The 14879-nt window shown below is 72.0% G+C and carries 15 protein-coding genes; 7 read left to right on the forward strand and 8 right to left on the reverse strand.

Features of this window, described 5'->3' with window-relative positions; all coding sequences use genetic code 11:
- The first annotated feature begins 421 nt into the window (after positions 1 to 421).
- Entirely contained in the window at positions 422 to 622 is a 201-nt protein-coding gene (locus AB0B14_RS26860; protein WP_357066579.1) for a hypothetical protein, read from the forward strand.
- Between the two features lie 107 nt (positions 623 to 729).
- Here the strand turns inward: AB0B14_RS26860 and AB0B14_RS26865 are convergent, their stop codons facing one another.
- From AB0B14_RS26865 to AB0B14_RS26880, 4 genes are read right to left on the reverse strand one after another with little or no spacing between them, the layout of a single operon-like run.
- Positions 730 to 1158: an Rrf2 family transcriptional regulator gene (locus tag AB0B14_RS26865; protein ID WP_357524805.1), complete on the reverse strand. Its 429-nt coding sequence runs from the start codon at positions 1156 to 1158 to the stop codon at positions 730 to 732.
- 3 nt (positions 1159 to 1161) lie between these two features.
- Positions 1162 to 2046: an ABC transporter permease gene (locus AB0B14_RS26870; protein ID WP_357066583.1), complete on the reverse strand. Its 885-nt coding sequence runs from the start codon at positions 2044 to 2046 to the stop codon at positions 1162 to 1164.
- Positions 2036 to 2815, reverse strand: coding sequence for an ABC transporter ATP-binding protein (locus tag AB0B14_RS26875; RefSeq protein WP_357066585.1), 780 nt, complete (start codon positions 2813 to 2815; stop codon positions 2036 to 2038). The genes AB0B14_RS26870 and AB0B14_RS26875 overlap by 11 nt, the downstream gene beginning before the upstream one ends.
- On the reverse strand, positions 2812 to 3879 hold the full coding sequence (locus AB0B14_RS26880) for an ABC transporter substrate-binding protein (protein WP_357524807.1): 1068 nt from the start codon (positions 3877 to 3879) through the stop codon (positions 2812 to 2814). The genes AB0B14_RS26875 and AB0B14_RS26880 overlap by 4 nt, the downstream gene beginning before the upstream one ends.
- Positions 3880 to 4020: 141 nt before the next feature.
- Here AB0B14_RS26880 and AB0B14_RS26885 point away from each other — a divergent pair, with 141 nt between their 5' ends.
- Genes AB0B14_RS26885 through nudC form a run of 4 tightly spaced genes read left to right on the forward strand, consistent with a single transcriptional unit; the run spans position 4021 to position 8777 of the window.
- Complete coding sequence (locus tag AB0B14_RS26885; RefSeq protein WP_357524809.1) at positions 4021 to 5148, forward strand: LLM class flavin-dependent oxidoreductase; 1128 nt, start codon at positions 4021 to 4023, stop codon at positions 5146 to 5148.
- A gap of 10 nt (positions 5149 to 5158) precedes the next feature.
- Entirely contained in the window at positions 5159 to 6469 is a 1311-nt protein-coding gene (locus AB0B14_RS26890; RefSeq protein ID WP_357524811.1) for a pitrilysin family protein, read from the forward strand.
- A complete protein-coding gene (locus AB0B14_RS26895) occupies positions 6466 to 7821 on the forward strand; it encodes a pitrilysin family protein (protein WP_357524813.1) in 1356 nt (451 codons plus the stop codon). Before AB0B14_RS26890 ends, AB0B14_RS26895 begins: the two co-directional genes overlap by 4 nt.
- Positions 7818 to 8777, forward strand: a complete 960-nt coding sequence (gene nudC / locus AB0B14_RS26900) for an NAD(+) diphosphatase (protein WP_357066595.1) — start codon at positions 7818 to 7820, stop codon at positions 8775 to 8777. Before AB0B14_RS26895 ends, nudC begins: the two co-directional genes overlap by 4 nt.
- Positions 8778 to 8906: 129 nt before the next feature.
- Here the strand turns inward: nudC and AB0B14_RS26905 are convergent, their stop codons facing one another.
- The 3 genes from AB0B14_RS26905 to AB0B14_RS26915 form a co-directional block, all read right to left on the reverse strand.
- Complete coding sequence (locus AB0B14_RS26905) at positions 8907 to 9182, reverse strand: hypothetical protein (protein ID WP_357066597.1); 276 nt, start codon at positions 9180 to 9182, stop codon at positions 8907 to 8909.
- Positions 9183 to 9393: 211 nt separating this feature from the next.
- Complete coding sequence (locus AB0B14_RS26910) at positions 9394 to 9633, reverse strand: DUF397 domain-containing protein (protein ID WP_357524815.1); 240 nt, start codon at positions 9631 to 9633, stop codon at positions 9394 to 9396.
- Positions 9634 to 9706: 73 nt separating this feature from the next.
- Positions 9707 to 10687 (reverse strand): helix-turn-helix transcriptional regulator, encoded by a 981-nt coding sequence (locus AB0B14_RS26915; protein ID WP_357524817.1) that lies wholly within the window; start codon positions 10685 to 10687, stop codon positions 9707 to 9709.
- Positions 10688 to 10906: 219 nt separating this feature from the next.
- Between AB0B14_RS26915 and AB0B14_RS26920 the strand changes: the two genes are divergently transcribed.
- A complete protein-coding gene (locus AB0B14_RS26920; protein WP_357524819.1) occupies positions 10907 to 12211 on the forward strand; it encodes an MFS transporter in 1305 nt (434 codons plus the stop codon).
- Positions 12212 to 12279: 68 nt separating this feature from the next.
- Here the strand turns inward: AB0B14_RS26920 and AB0B14_RS26925 are convergent, their stop codons facing one another.
- A complete protein-coding gene (locus tag AB0B14_RS26925) occupies positions 12280 to 12522 on the reverse strand; it encodes a mycoredoxin (protein WP_357066605.1) in 243 nt (80 codons plus the stop codon).
- A gap of 92 nt (positions 12523 to 12614) precedes the next feature.
- Here AB0B14_RS26925 and AB0B14_RS26930 point away from each other — a divergent pair, with 92 nt between their 5' ends.
- The gene (locus AB0B14_RS26930) at positions 12615 to 14777 is read left to right on the forward strand and encodes an ATP-dependent DNA helicase UvrD2 (protein WP_357524822.1); all 2163 of its coding nucleotides are present in this window, start codon (positions 12615 to 12617) and stop codon (positions 14775 to 14777) included.
- Positions 14778 to 14879 lie beyond the last annotated feature (102 nt).

A 14879-nucleotide genomic window follows, 5' to 3' on the forward strand; every position in this document is an offset into this window, starting at 1 on the left:
CCACGTCCAGGCTGCGCGAGTGCTCATCCGCCAGCGGCTACCCACCAGGAGTCTGCCGCACCCACCAGCCAACTCCCAGAACTCATTAGGCGGCGAGCGGGGGGTCCGCTCCTCCTGGCCGGCCACGTCGCTCACTCGGTGGGCCGGCCACGTCGCTCACTCGGTGGGCCGGCCACGTCGCTCACTCGGTGGGCCGGCCACGTCGCTCACTCGGTAGGCCGGCCACGCGGCTCACTCGGTAGGCCGGCCACGCCGCTCAATCGGTGGGCCGGCCAAACCTCTTGGTCGGCGGGCCGACCGAACCGTTCAGTCGGTAATCAGCCTCGGCTGGGTCGGCTGGCCGATTGTGCCCCGGCTGGCCGTGGTCGAAGCTGGCCAGCGGGGTACGTCGGGCGGGGGGCCCGACGCGGGAGGGATGGCCATGGCGGGCGAAGCCGGCTCGGGTGCACTGCACGAGCTGATCCTGGTGGTCGCGGTCGCGCTCGCAGGTCTGTTGCTCGCCATGGTTGCGGCCTTCGCACCGTGGCATGCCACCCTGGCGGGCGACGCTCCCGCTGGCCTGGTGGAACTGCACAGCCCCGACAATCCGGGCTCCGGCGCGGTGGTCGCACACGTGGGCTGAGCGGTGGCCGGCCGACCGGTGCCGGCGGAGGGGCCGGCCCGGTCAGGAACGGTACGAGAGGTGGTCGGGTCGGCGGGGCGCCGACCCGACCACCTCGCCTCCGGCGCTCAGGTGGTGGGGGCGTGGTCCGTCGAGTGGCGGCTGAGCAGGTTGGCCAGGGTGGTGCTGTCGACCACCGTGGCGATCGCCCCGTGCACCGCCAGCCAGACGTCGGTCAACCCCGCGGCCACTCCGTGGTAGCCGGCGCGCTCGGCCGGCAGGCCGCGCACCGTGGTGAGCGAACCGCCGACCGCGCGCAACACGTCCCCGACGGTGATCTCGTCGGCTGGGCGGGTCAGCTCGTACCCGCCGTCAGCGCCACGATGACTGTGCAGCAGACCCGCTCGGCGTAAGTCGAGCAGGATGCCCTGGAGGAAGCTGAGCGGGATGTCCTGCACCTCGGCGAGGCTGGCCGCCTTGACCAACTCGCCGCCACCACCGGCGGCGACGGCGAGCATCGCCCGGAGCGCATAGTCGCTGCGCGCGGAGACGTACACCGGTCAGTTGCCCGCCTGGTCGAGCACGCCCCAGCGGCGCCGGATCGCCTTGTCCGCGGCACCGAAGGCGGCGTCCACGCCGAGACCGAGCACCAGGATGACGATCATGGTGGAGAGCAGCCAGGGTGCGTCGGACAACTCGCGCGAGTAGGTCAGTTGGGCGCCGAGCGAGGTCTGTGAGATGCCGACCACGAGCAGTTCACCGGCCATCAGGCTGCGCCAGGAGAAGGCCCACCCCTGCTTCAGGCCGGCGACGATCGCCGGCAGGGCGGCCGGTGCGATGACGTACCGGTAGAGGTTGAGCCCTCGGGCACCCAGGTTGCGGCCGGCGCGCAGCAGCAGCGGCGGCACATAGTCCACACCGGAGATCACCCCGTTGGCGATGGACGGCGCGGCACCGAGCACCACCACGAAGAAGATCGCCTTCTCGCTCAGCTCGAACAGCAGGATGGCCAGCGGGAACCAGGCGATCGACGGCATGGTCTGCAACGCCGTGATCATCGAGCCGATGGCCGCCCGGAGCACCTTGGACCGGGCGACCGCGAGGCCCAGCAGCAGGCCGACGGCGACCGAGAAGACGTACCCGAGGGCAGCCCGGCGCAACGTCGTCACCAGGCCCTCCCAGAGCTGTGGGCCCTGGGCCTGGGCGACCAGCTCACGGCCGACCTCCAGTGGCCCCGGCAGCGAGTACGGCGGCTTCCAGCCCGACCAGACCACGAGCTGCCAGGCCAGGATGGCGATGGCCAGCGCCGCCAACTTGGGCCAGGTGGCGGCCCAGAAGCGGGCACCCCGGGAGACCTCCTTGTCCCGGCCGGCGATGTCCAGCGCGTCCAGGCCGGAGATCTGCGCGTCGGTACGCGCCGAGTCGGTGAGGGTGTCACTGGCCATGGCGGCCCACCTCCGTACGGAGCCGCTCGGTGACCTCGGCGGCGATGGCGGCGACCTCGGGGGAGTCGATCCGCCGTGGGCGCGGGATGTCCACCTCGGCGGAGTAGATGATCCGGCCGGGGCGGCTGGAGAGCAGGATGATCCGGTCGGCCAGCCGGGCGGCCTCGCGGACGTTGTGCGTCACGAAGAGCACCGAGAGTTGGCGCTCGGACCAGATGCGTTCCAGTTCGTCGTGCAGGATGTCGCGGGTCATCGCGTCCAGTGCGCCGAACGGCTCGTCCATCAGCAGCACCGGGGTGTCCAGGGCCAGCGTGCGGGCCAGCGCGACCCGCTGGCGCATGCCGCCGGACAGCTCGTGCGGACGCTTGCGGCCGAAGTCGCCCAGGTGCACCGTGCGCAGCAACTCGGCGACCCGCTCGCGGCGTTCGGCCCGGGGCATCCCGCGTAGTTTGAGCGGCACCTCCACGTTGCCCTCGACGGTCAGCCACGGAAACAGCGCCGGCTCCTGGAACATCAGCCCCGGGTTGGCGTCGCCGGCCAGCCCGATCTGCCCGCCGCTGGGCCGGTCCAGCCCGGCGACCAGGTTGAGCAGGGTGCTCTTGCCGCAGCCGGACGCACCGACCAGACAGACGAACTCGCCGGGTGCGACGTCCAGCGACACGCCGTCCAGGGCCAGGACGGCGTTCGCCCCGCGCCCGTACACCTTCGTCACGCCGGAGAGCGCGACCGCGGTGGTCGCGCTCTGCGGCGTCGTCGTGGTCGACGTCATGGCTGGACGACCTCGGGCTTGCCGGCCGCCTTGAGGGCGTTGTTGAGGTACTTGAGGTCGTACAGGCCCTTGAGGTCGACCGGGTCGGTCAGCTTGACCTCGACGGCGTGGTCGAGGCCCGCCTTCAGGGAGGACGGGATGGGGTCGTTGGTGAACTCCAACGTCGGCCACGCCTGCTTGATCAGCTTCAGGTCCAGCGGCTTACCGGTGATCTGGCCGATCGCGTCGGAGATGGCCTGCTGGGCCTCCTCGGGCTTGCTGTTGACGAACTCGTTCGCGGCCACCTGGCCGTCGACCAGCTTCTGCACCACGTCCGGGTGTGCCTTGAGGAACTTCGTGCTGACCAGCAGGTTGGTGATGACGAACTTCTTGTCCGGCCACAGGTCGCGCTCGTCGACGAGCACCTTGCCGCCGGCGTTGACCAGGCGGGAGACGAACGGCTCGGGCACCCAGGCGCCGTCGATCGCACCGCTGTTGAACGTCTCGACAGTCTGGGCGTTCTCCTGTGGCACGATCTTGACGTCGCCGCCACCCTCCTTGGTGGTGGTCAGACCCTGCTGCTTGAGCCAGTAGCGGATCGCCACGTCCTGGGTGTTGCCCAGCTGCGGGGTGGCGATCTTCTTGCCCTTCAGGTCCGGCGCGCCGGTGATGCCGGGCTTGACGACCAGGGCCACGCCGCCGGAGGCGGCGCCGGAGATGACGCGGACGGCTTCGCCCTTGGACTTGGAGAAGGCGTTGACCGTCGGGTTCGGACCGATGTAGGTGGCGTCCAGCGCACCGGAGAAGACAGCCTCGATGGCCGCCGGGCCGGCGTTGAAGGTCTTCGGTTCAAGCTTGACGTCGGCGCCGAGCTTCTCGGCGAAGATGTTCTTCTGTACGCCGACGACCGCCGGCGCGTGGGTGATGTTGGGGAAGTAGCCGAGACGCAGCGTCACCGGGCCGCCGGAGGCGCCACCGGTGCCATCGCTGTCGTCTCCGCACGCGGCGGCGCTGCCCACGGTCGCCGCCCCGAGGGCGGCAAGGGTGGCCAGGGTGACCAACCGGCGCAAGGGGAGCCGTCTCATCGTCCATCCAATCCGCAGTATTCCTACTTAGTTGGTAGGAAGACTGGGCCAGGGCGGAGCCAGCGTCAAGGCTCATCCACATGCCGGGAAGGGGCGTCTCAGTCATGTCGGTATTTCCTACTGATTAGCTAGGGTAGGCGGGTGACCCGATCGATGACCTTCCACTGGTTCCTGCCCACCTCCGGCGACGGCGACCAGGTTGGCGCCGCCACCGTCACCGCGGGTGCCGCCCGGCACGACCGGGCCGCCACCGTGGCGTACCTGGCCGAGGTCGGCCGGGCCGCCGAGACGCACGGCTTCACCGCCGTCCTCACGCCGGTGGGCGCCGGCTGCCCCGACCCGTGGATCGTCTGCGCCGCGGTCGCCCAGCACACCGAGCGGCTGGGCATGCTCGTCGCGGTACGGGCCGGCTTCGCGCTGCCCACCCTGATCGCCCAGCAGGCCGAGGCGTTCCAGGCCGTCTCCGGTGGCCGACTGTCGCTCAACATCGTGACCGGCGGCGACCCGACCGAGCAGCGGGCGTACGGCGATTTCCTCGGGCACGACGACCGCTACGCGCGTACCGGCGAGTTCATCGAGGTGCTCCGCCGCGCCTGGGCCGGACGGCCCTTCGACTACGCCGGGCGGCACTACCGGGTCGACGGCGGCGGCCTGGCCACCCCGCTCGCCCCGGCGCCGCCCGTCTACTTCGGCGGCGCGTCCCCGGCCGCCGAGACGGTGGCCGGCCGACAGGCCGACGTGTACCTGATGTGGGGCGAACCACCGACGTCGATCGCGGCCCGGGTCGCCCGGGTGCGGGCACTCGCCGCCGAACAGGGCCGCACCCTGCGCACCGGCCTGCGGCTGCACGTCATCGCCCGAGGCACGAGCACCGAGGCGTGGGCGGAGGCCGACCGGCTGCTGGCCGGGATGAGCCCGGAGCGGATCGCCGCCGCCCAGGCCAGATTCCGCCGGATGGACTCCGTCGGACAGGCCCGGATGGCCGCGCTCAACGCCGGCCGCACCGACGGGCTCACCGTCGCACCGAACCTCTGGGCCGGCGTCGGCCTGGTCCGCGAGGGCGCCGGCACCGCGCTGGTGGGCAGCTACGCCGAGGTCGCGGCCCGGATCGACGAGTACGCGGCGCTCGGCGTCGACGAGTTCGTCCTCTCCGGCTGGCCGCACCGGGAGGAGGCCGAGCGGGTCGGCGCCGAGGTGCTGCCCCTCGTCACCGCCCCGGTCGCGGCGGCTCCGCGGAGGTCGCGGGTGGCGGGGGTGCCGACACGCTAGGGTCGACTCCGTGGCTGCCCGGAGATCCAGAATTCCAGCGACGAAGTATCCGGTCGAGCGGTTCACCCTCGACAACGGCCTGCGGGTGGTGCTGACCCCTGATCGCAGCGCCCCGGTGATCGGGGTGGCGGTGGTCTACGACGTCGGCATCCGCTCGGAGCCGGAGGGGCGCACCGGCTTCGCCCACCTCTTCGAGCACCTGATGTTCCAGGGCTCGGAAAATCTGGAGAAGCTGGCCCACTTCCGGCACGTGCAGGGGGCGGGTGGCACGTTCAACGGCTCCACCCACCTGGACTACACCGACTACTTCGAGACGCTGCCGAGCAACGCGCTGGAACGCGCGTTGTTCCTGGAGGCGGACCGGATGCGCGGCCCCCGGCTGACCGAGGAGAATCTGCGCAACCAGGTCGACGTGGTCAAGGAGGAGATCCGGGTCAACGTCCTCAACCGGCCGTACGGCGGTTTCCCCTGGTTGACCCTGCCGCCGGTCATGTTCGACACCTTCCCGAACGCGCACGACGGCTACGGCTCCTTCGACGATCTGGAGTCGGCGACGGTCGCCGACGCCGCGGACTTCTTCCGCCGCTACTACGCCAGCGGCAACGCCGTGCTGGCCGTCAGCGGCGACATCGACGTGGCGGAGGCGACCGAACTCGTCACCCGGCACTTCGGCGACGTGCCGGCCCGACCGGCACCGCTTCGGCCCGACTTCACCGAGCCCGACCTGACCGCCGAGCGGCGCACCTCGTACACCGATGCCCTGGCGCCGCTGCCGGCGGTCGCCGGGGCCTGGCGGGTGCCCGACCCCGTCACCGACTTCGCCGGCTACCTGCCCTACGTGGTGCTGGCCGAGGTGCTCACCGACGGTGACGCGTCGCGGCTGGTGGAGCGGCTGGTGCAGCGCGACCGCACGGTGACCAGCCTCGGCGGGTACCTCGGTTTCATGGGTGACCCGTTCGACGTCCGCGACCCCACCGCGCTGCTGTTGCAGGCGCACCTGCCGCCCGGGGGTGACGTGGACAAGGTCCTGCGCACCATCGACGAGGAGTTGGACCGGCTGGCCGCCGACGGGCTGACCGACGGCGAGCTGGCCCGCACCCAGGCTCGGATGGCGACCCACCTGCTGCGCGACACCGACGCGGTGCTCGGCCGGGCGCTGCGGATGGCCGTGTTGGAGCAGCAACGCGGCGCGCCGGGCCTGCTCAACGAACTGCCCCGGCTGGTCGGCGAGGTCACCGAGGAGCAGGTCCGGGCCGCCGCGGCCACCCTGCGCCCGGAGCGGCGCGCCGCGATCGAGGTCATTGCCGGAGGTGCCCGATGACTGCTGCTACTGCCACCACCACCGCTCCCGCCGGGCCGCGTACGCTGCCTCCGCTCGGGCCCACCCGCAAGCTCAAGGTGCCCAGGCAGGCCGAGCGCACGCTGCGTAACGGCCTCACCGTGATCGCCGTACGCCGGCCCGCCGTGCCGCTCGTCGAGCTGCGGCTCTGGGTGCCGTTCGGCCGGGTGCACCTGGCCCGCGGCGCGATGCTTTCGCAGACCATGCTGTCCGGCACCGAGTCGATGACGAGCGTGCAGATCGCCGCCGAGTTGCAGAAGGTGGGCGGTGGGCTCTCCGCGGGCGTCGATCCGGACCGGCTGATGCTCTCCGGCGCCGGCCTGGTCACCGGCCTGGACCGGATGCTGGAGCTGTTGGCCGAGGTGCTGACCGGCGCCAGCTACCCCAGCGACGAGGTGGCCACCGAACGGGACCGCCTCGTCGACCGGATCCAGGTGGCGCAGAGCCAGCCGTCGCACCTGGCCCGGGAGGCGCTGCTGAAGCGGATCTACGGGCGACACCCGTACGCGACGCAGACCCCGGAGCCCGGCCAGATCCGCGCCGTCCGACCGGCGGCGCTGCGCAGCCTGCACGCCGAGCGGGTGCACCCGGCCGGCGCGCAGCTGGTGGTGGTCGGCGACGTGCAGCCGGAGAAGGCCCTGGACGCGGCCGAGCGGGCGCTGGGCGGCTGGGCCGGCGCCGGGCGTGTCGCCGAGCTGCCGGCGACCCCGCCGCTGGAGCCGGGGCCGCTGCTGCTCGTCGACCGGCCCGGCTCGGTGCAGTCGTCGTTGCGGATCGCGCTTCCGGCCGTGTCCCGCACCGACCCGGACCACGCCCCGCTGCAACTGGCCAACCTGATCTTCGGTGGCTACTTCTCCTCCCGCTGGGTGGAGAACATCCGCGAGGACAAGGGCTACACGTACGGCCCGCACTCGGGCATCGAGCACTCGGTGGCCGGGTCGGTGCTCGTCGCCGCCGCCGACGTGGCCACCGAGGTCACCGGTCCGGCGTTGCTGGAGACGACGTACGAGCTGGGTCGGCTGGCGTCGCTGCCGCCGAAGCCCGAGGAGTTGGAGCAGGCCCGTCAGTACGCCCTGGGCACCCTCCAGCTCGGCATGTCCACCCAGGCCGGGTTGGCGGCGTTGACAAGCGCGTACGCGGGCAACGGGCTGCGTCTGGACTTCCTCGCCGAGTACGCCGCGAGGTTGGCGAACGCGAGCATCGACGACGTCGCACGGGTGGCCGCCCGTTACCTGGCGCCGGCTCGGGCGGCGATCGTGGTGCTCGGTGACGCCGAGCAGGTCACGCCGGGGCTGGCCGCGCTGACCACGATCCGTACCGAGCCGGTGTCATGAGCGGCGAGGTCGCGCCACCGTTGGCCCGGTCGACGCTGGATCGGGCGGCCCACCGGCGGGGTGACGCGCAGTGGTTGACCGAGGCGTGGCTGCGCGCCCGGGTGTTGGTGCTCGACTCGTCCGACGAGGGTCGGGCGTTGGCCCGTGCCGACACGTCACCGCCGGCGCTCGTGCTGCTCTCCTCGGCCGACGTGCCCGCCGGGTCCGAGTCGACGGCGATGTTCCTCGGCGTCGAGCCGGACGGGGTGCCGGTCTTCGCGGTCGACGCGCCGCTGCCGCAGGTGCCGGGGACCCGGGCGGTCAACCTGCGCGAGGTGGGTCACCTGCTCGCCGACCGGGAGGCCGGCATCTTCACCACCGCGTTGGCGCTGGTCAACTGGCACACCCGGCACGGTTACTCGACGAGCACCGGGGCGCCGACCGCCATGGACGAGGCCGGTTGGTCCCGGGTGGACCGCAACGGTGGGCGGGTCTGGCCGCGTACCGATCCGGCGATGATCGTGCTGGTGCACGACGGCGTGGACGGTCCGGACGGGCGCTGCCTGCTCGGCAACAACGCCAGCTGGGCGGGCACCCCGGATGGCCGGCGGTACTCGTGTCTGGCCGGCTATGTCGAGCCGGGCGAGTCGGCGGAGGCCGCCGTGCTGCGCGAGGTCCGCGAGGAGGTGGGCATCGGGATCGACCACATCGGGTACGTGGGCAGCCAGGCCTGGCCGTTCCCGGGCTCGCTGATGCTGGGCTTCCTGGCCACCGCGAACCCCACCGATCCGGTGCGGGTCGACCCGTCCGAGATCGCGTACGCGCGGTGGTTCTCCCGCCGGGAGATCGGGGCGGCGCTGGCCGGGCGGACCGTCGATGTGGGCGACGGTGCCCGGCTGATCCTGCCGCCACCGTCGTCGATCGCGTTGTTCCTCATCCACCGCTGGCTGGACGGTTGGGTGGACGCCGGCCGCTGAGCACGGTCCCGGCCCGTGGCCGCCGTTGCCGCGACGGTCACAGGCCGGGAACACGGGCCGTCGTGGTCGGCGGGTGCGAGAAACGCGGCGGGGGAGCCGGTCCGACCACGACGGACGTCCGGGGTGGTGTCAGGTGCCGAGGCGGCCCGATCTGCTGCGGAAGGCGGGCCGGGGCTCGTTCAGCGGCAGGACCTTGACCCGTTGCTTGCCGGCGCGGACCGCGCCGACCGTGGCCAGGGCGCGGGCCAGCAGGAGTGCGGCGTCCCGGTCATCGGCGTGCACGATCTGCCGTCGCGGCTCGGGCGCGGTCGTCTCGTCGCGGAGCAGGTGACCATCCACCCAGGCGGCGGCGATGTCCCCGTCGGCGACGGAGCGGATGTCGGTGCGAACGATCAGGAACCGCATGAGGGTCTCCGGATGAACCGCGACGGATGAGCCAGTGTGGAAGTTCCACGGACTCGACGGCCATGTTACGCCGCGTGGTCGTTCCAGTAACGCAAACTCGCCTATCGGCCCGGAGCCTCGTCCGATCATCCGATGCCTGCTCAGCGGGCCTACGCGCACAACGAGACGGGGCCGCCGGCGAGATGCCGACGGCCCCGTCCCGGTCACCGGGTCAGTTCAGATCGAACTGGCCACCCTTCGCTCCGGCGATGAAGCCGAGCCAGCCGGCCCGATTGAACAGCAGCACCGGGCCGCCGCGGTCCTTGCTGTCGCGCAGCGCGACGGCGGACGGGCCGGTGCCCAGTGGGGCGACCTCCACGCAGTTGGAGGTCTGGCTGCGTGTGCTGGTACGCCACGGGGCGTCCGCCAACGAGCGGGCGGAGGCGGACAGCGTCGTGCGGATGTCGTTCATGGCTCTGCTCCTGTGTGAACCGATCCGATGGGACGAGTGGTGCCGCACGTCCCGACGGATGGGCCCCCGTGGATCACCGGTCCGTCAGCCGCCCCGAGTCACGGCGGCGTTGGGTCGGCGCCGTTGCCGGCCCGAACGCCACTGTGGATGGGGGCACCGCCTCGGTCAGCCGTCCCGTCGACTCGATCAGCCAGGAGAGGGTTTCCGACTCGGTTAGTGCCGCCGTGCATAGCCACTCGAACACCACTTTATAGCTATTTAGTGTGATTACCTCGGTCGACATGACGTCGGTGAACCCCCCTTCGATGGCCAATGTCTCCGGATCGAGCGGATCGGCGAACCGGTAGACGGAGAAGGCGGTCGGCGGAAGGTAGAAATTGCCGACCGGTGTATCCCGGAGCAGCACGTGCAGCGTCACGTTGGGCAGCAGGGCCAGCTCGCAGAGCTGGACCAGTTGCTCGTGCAGCACCTCGGGCGGCCCGGCCCGGTTGCCGAGGGCCGCCTCCTCCAGGACCGCGGTGTAGCGCGGGGCGTGCGGCTCCCGGGTCAGCAGCAACTGACGGGCCATCCGCGCCTGCACCTCGGTGTCGGGCTCGTCGCCGGGCTCCGGTTCACCGGCGCCCGCGCCCACCTCGCGGGCCGAGACGATGCGGACCTTCGCGTACCCCGGGGTCTGCAACAGGCCCGGCACCAACACCGGGTTGTACTCGGAGATCTCGGTGCAGCCGGCCTCCAGCTCGGCCCACACCCGCTGCTGCTGGGTCATCACCGGGAAGTTCTTCAACCAGCCGCGTATGTCGCCGGCCTCGCCGGCTATCCCGAGCAGCTCCGCGTGCAGCCCCTCGTCGGCTCCGTACAGGTCCAGCAGAACGCCCACGTCCTGTGGGTCCGGCCGGCTACGGCCGTTTTCCAGGCGGGACAGCTTGGATGCGGATGCCCAACCGATCCTCTCGATGACCTGATCACCGGTGAGGCCCGCGGCCTCGCGTAGGCGGCGCAGTTCTAGGCCCAACCGTCGTCGACGCATGATCGGGCTGGGTGCGGCAGGAGGCACAGTGTCCTCTTTCCCGTCGACCGCCGCAGACGCGACGGTAACTGTATGAAATTCGCCCCCCACGGCCAGTATGGACGGCGCGACCGGCGTCGGAGGTTCCGGCGGGGGCGTGTCTTGCGAAAAATGGACCACGGGAACGCCGGACGACGACGGACCTGTGGTCGCAGCCCCGTCGACCCATGCCCATTCCCGGGCACGCCATCCCCGCCGGAGGGACCCATGCGCACCGTCCTGCGCCGACCCGACTTCCGCCTGCTCTTCGGTGGCCTGCTGGCCAGCATGACCGCCGAGTCGATCCTGCTGCTCGCGCTCGCCATCTGGGTCAAGGATCTGACCGGCTCCAACGGGCTCGCCGGCGGCACGATCTTCGCCGTCGTCGCCCCGATGACACTGGCACCGGTGATCGGCTGGTTTGTCGACCGCCACCCACGCCGCCCGTTCTTCGTCGCCGCCAACGTGGTCACCGCGGTGCTGCTCACCCCGCTGTTCACCGTCGCGGACGCCGGTGACGTCTGGATCGTCTACCTGGTGGCGGCCCTGTACGGGCTGTCGTCCATCACGCTCGGCGCGGCGCTCAGCGGGCTCATCCGGGAGTTGGTGCCGGTCGAGCTGCTGGCGGAGGCGAACGGCGCGTTGCAGACCGTGCGTCAGGGCATGCGGCTGGTCGGTCCGCTGGCCGGCGCGGGGCTCTACGCGGCGCTCGGTGGGTGGGCGCTGGCCGGGGTCGGCATGGTCGGATTTCTGACCGCGGCGGCCGTGGTGACCGCGTTACCCTCCCCGCAACAGGTGCCCTCGGCCAGGCGACTGCGCTGGCCGGCCGAGATGGGCGCCGGTCTGCGACATCTGGCCGGCGAGGCGGCCCTGCGTCGGGCCCTGCTCGGCTACGGGCTCGGATCGCTGGTGATGGGCTTCAGCGAGTCGCTCATCTTCGCCTACGTGGACCAGGGCCTGCACCGGGACGCCGCCTTCGTGGGTGTGCTGGTCACCGTGCAGGGCGTGGGCGGGCTGCTCGGCGGGCTCTGCTCACCGACGCTGGTCCGCCGGCTCGGAGAGGTCGGCACACTGGCCGCCGGGGTCGCCTTTTTCTCACCGGCCGCGCTCGCCCTCGCGTACCCCGATCTGCGGCTGGCGTTCGTGGCGGTGCTGCTGGCCGGCATCTCCCTGCCCCTGACGATGGTGGGGCTGCACACGCTGATCCAGCGTCGGACCCCGCCGACGCTCGTCGGCCGGGTCGCTGCGGCCACCCAGGCGGTGGTCAGCGGGCCGCAGGCGCTCTCCATCGGGGCGGGCGCGTTGCTCGTCGGTTTCCTGGACTACCGGGTGCTGTTCGCGCTTGTCGGGATGGCCACCCTGGCGGCCGGCACCTACCTCTGGCGGGGCCGGCACCTGAGCGCGCCGCCCGGCTCCCGCCCGCCACCGCCGCCGACCCGTCCGACCCACCCTCGGGTCCCGGCGCCCCGCCGACCGGTCGAGGACGCCGAGCGGTCGGTCGCGACCGGCACCCACCGGCCGCCGGCCGGGTGACGGATACCGGACACGACGAACGGCCGCCCCGACTGGGGCGGCCGCTCACCGACAAGGGATCCGGCCGGTCAGGCGTCGAGGGTCTCCAGGTGTTGCTTGACCTGGGTGATCGAGGGGTTCGTCAGGGCGCTGCCGTCGGCGAAGCGCAGCGTCGGCACCGTCTGGTTGCCGCCGTTGACGCTCATCACGAACTCGGCGGCCTTCGGGTCCTGCTCGATGTCGACCACCTCGTACCCGATGCCCTCCCGGTCGAGCTGCGACTTCAGCCGGTGGCAGTAGCCGCACCAGGGGGTGGAATACATCGTCAGCATCCTCGGATCCTCCAACTCCTCCGGCCGCGGCTTGCGGATCAAGCCGAGCCTGTTCGCTGCAACGCTCGGAGGAGCTGAGATGATTCCTGGTTGTGGTGGTTCACTCAGCGTCGGAACAGGTGCTCGCCGGGCTGGACCCGGAGCAACGCTCCGCGGTGACCGCACCCGCCGGCCCGGTCTGCATCCTGGCCGGCGCCGGCACCGGCAAGACCAGGGCGATCACGTCCCGGATCGCCCATCGGGCGCTCTCCGGCGAGATCTCGCCCCGGCACGTGCTCGCGGTCACCTTCACCGCCCGTGCCGCCGCCGAGATGCGGAGCCGGCTCACCGTCCTCGGGGTGGGCGGCGTGCAGGCGCGGACCTTCCACGCCGCCGCGCTGCGCCAGGTGCGGTACTTCGCGCCCCGGTTGCTGGCCGGCCGCGCCATGCCCGAGCTGCTGGACAGCAAGGTACGGCTGGTCACCCTCGCCGCGGCCCGGGTCGGCCTGCGCACCGACCGGGCCGCCGCGCGCGACCTGGCCGGCGAGATCGAGTGGGCCAAGTCGTCGCTTGTCGAGCCGAAGGACTACGTGGTGGCCGCCGCCCGCGCCCTGCGCGACACACCGCACGAGCCGGCGAAGGTGGCCGACGTGTTCACCGCGTACGAGCAGCTCAAACGCTCGAACGGCGTGATCGACTTCGAGGACATGCTGCGCGCCGCGGTGTGGGGCATCGAGGAGCACCCGGACGTCGGCGAGCAGATCCGCGGCCAGTACCGGCACTTCGTGGTCGACGAGTACCAGGACGTCAACCCACTCCAGCAGCGGTTGCTCGAAGCCTGGCTGGCCGGCCGCAACGACCTCACCGTGGTCGGTGACGCCAGCCAGACGATCTACTCGTTCACCGGGGCGACCTCGGCGTACCTGGTCGACTTCCCACGCCGGCACCGGGGTGCCACGGTGGTCCGGCTGGTCCGCGACTACCGCTCCACCCCGCAGGTGGTCGGGCTGGCCAACGCGGTGATCGCCCAGGCCCGGGGCACCGAGGCGCGGCTGCGGCTGGAGCTGAGCGGGCAGCGCCCACCCGGCCCCGAGCCGGACCTGCGGATCTTCACCGACGAGCCGGCCGAGGCGAACGCGGTGGCGGCGCGCTGCCGGTCGCTCATCGACGCGGGCACGCCGGCGAAGGAGATCGCCGTGCTGTTCCGGGTCAACGCGCAGTCCGAGGCGTACGAGAAGGCGCTCACCGAGGTCGGCGTCCCGTACGTCGTGCAGGGCGCGGAGCGCTTCTTCGAACGAACCGAGGTGCGCCAGGCGATGATCGCGCTGCGTGCCGCCACCCGGTCCATCCCGGGGGAGACGCCGCTGCCGGCCGCCGTTGTGGAGGCACTCACCGCCGTCGGCTGGGCCCCGGACGCACCCCCGGCCGGTGGGGCCGCCCGCGAGCGCTGGGAGGCGCTGTCCGCGCTGGTCCAGCTCTCCGAGGAGTACGCGGCCACCCCCGAGGTGGTGCCGATCGGCGAGGCCGCCTCGGTGGAGCGCCCGGTCACCCTCACCGACTTCACCGAGGAGTTGGCCCGCCGGGCCGCCCAGCAGCACGTACCGACCGTGGACGGGGTGACCCTCGCCTCACTGCACTCGGCCAAGGGGTTGGAGTGGGACGCGGTCTTCCTGGTCGGTCTCGCCGAGGGCACCCTGCCGACCACGTACGCCAAGACCGTCGAGCAGGTCGAGGAGGAGCGCCGGCTGCTCTACGTCGGCATCACCCGCGCCCGGCAGTGGCTCTGGCTGTCGTACGCCGCCGCGCGCTCGCCGGGCGGACGAGCCCGCCGGCCGTCGCGGTTCCTGCCCCAACTGGACCGCTCCGGCGGCACCGAACGGGCGACCGGCACCGGTCCGGCCCGCCGCCCCGAGCGGCGGCGCACCCAGATCGTGTCCTGCCGGATCTGCGGCGCCACCCTGCTCGCCGGCCCGGACCGCAAGCTCGGCCGCTGCCCGACCTGCCCGTCCGACATCGACGATGAGCTGCACGAACGGCTGCGTGAGTGGCGGCAGCGGGTGGCCGGTGCGCAGAAGGTCCCGGCGTACGTGGTCTTCACCGACGCGACACTTGTCGCGCTGGCCGAGCGGCGGCCCGGCCGGCCCGAGGAGCTGATCGCCATCGCCGGTATCGGCCCCCGCAAGCTGGGCCTCTACGGGGAGTCGGTGCTGGCGTTGGTCGATGGCGCGGGGGTGGACGACGTCTGCCCGGAGAAAACTTTCGAAATCGAGTCGTAAATTCGTTTGCCCTCGCCCCGGCGCGAGGAATAGCCTCAGGACACACCACGCGAGCGGCGCCATTCCGGCTGCTCACGGGGGTTGGTCCAGTCGATTCCGAGG

Source organism: Micromonospora sp. NPDC049171 (assembly GCF_040648275.1).
Lineage (GTDB): Bacteria > Actinomycetota > Actinomycetes > Mycobacteriales > Micromonosporaceae > Micromonospora.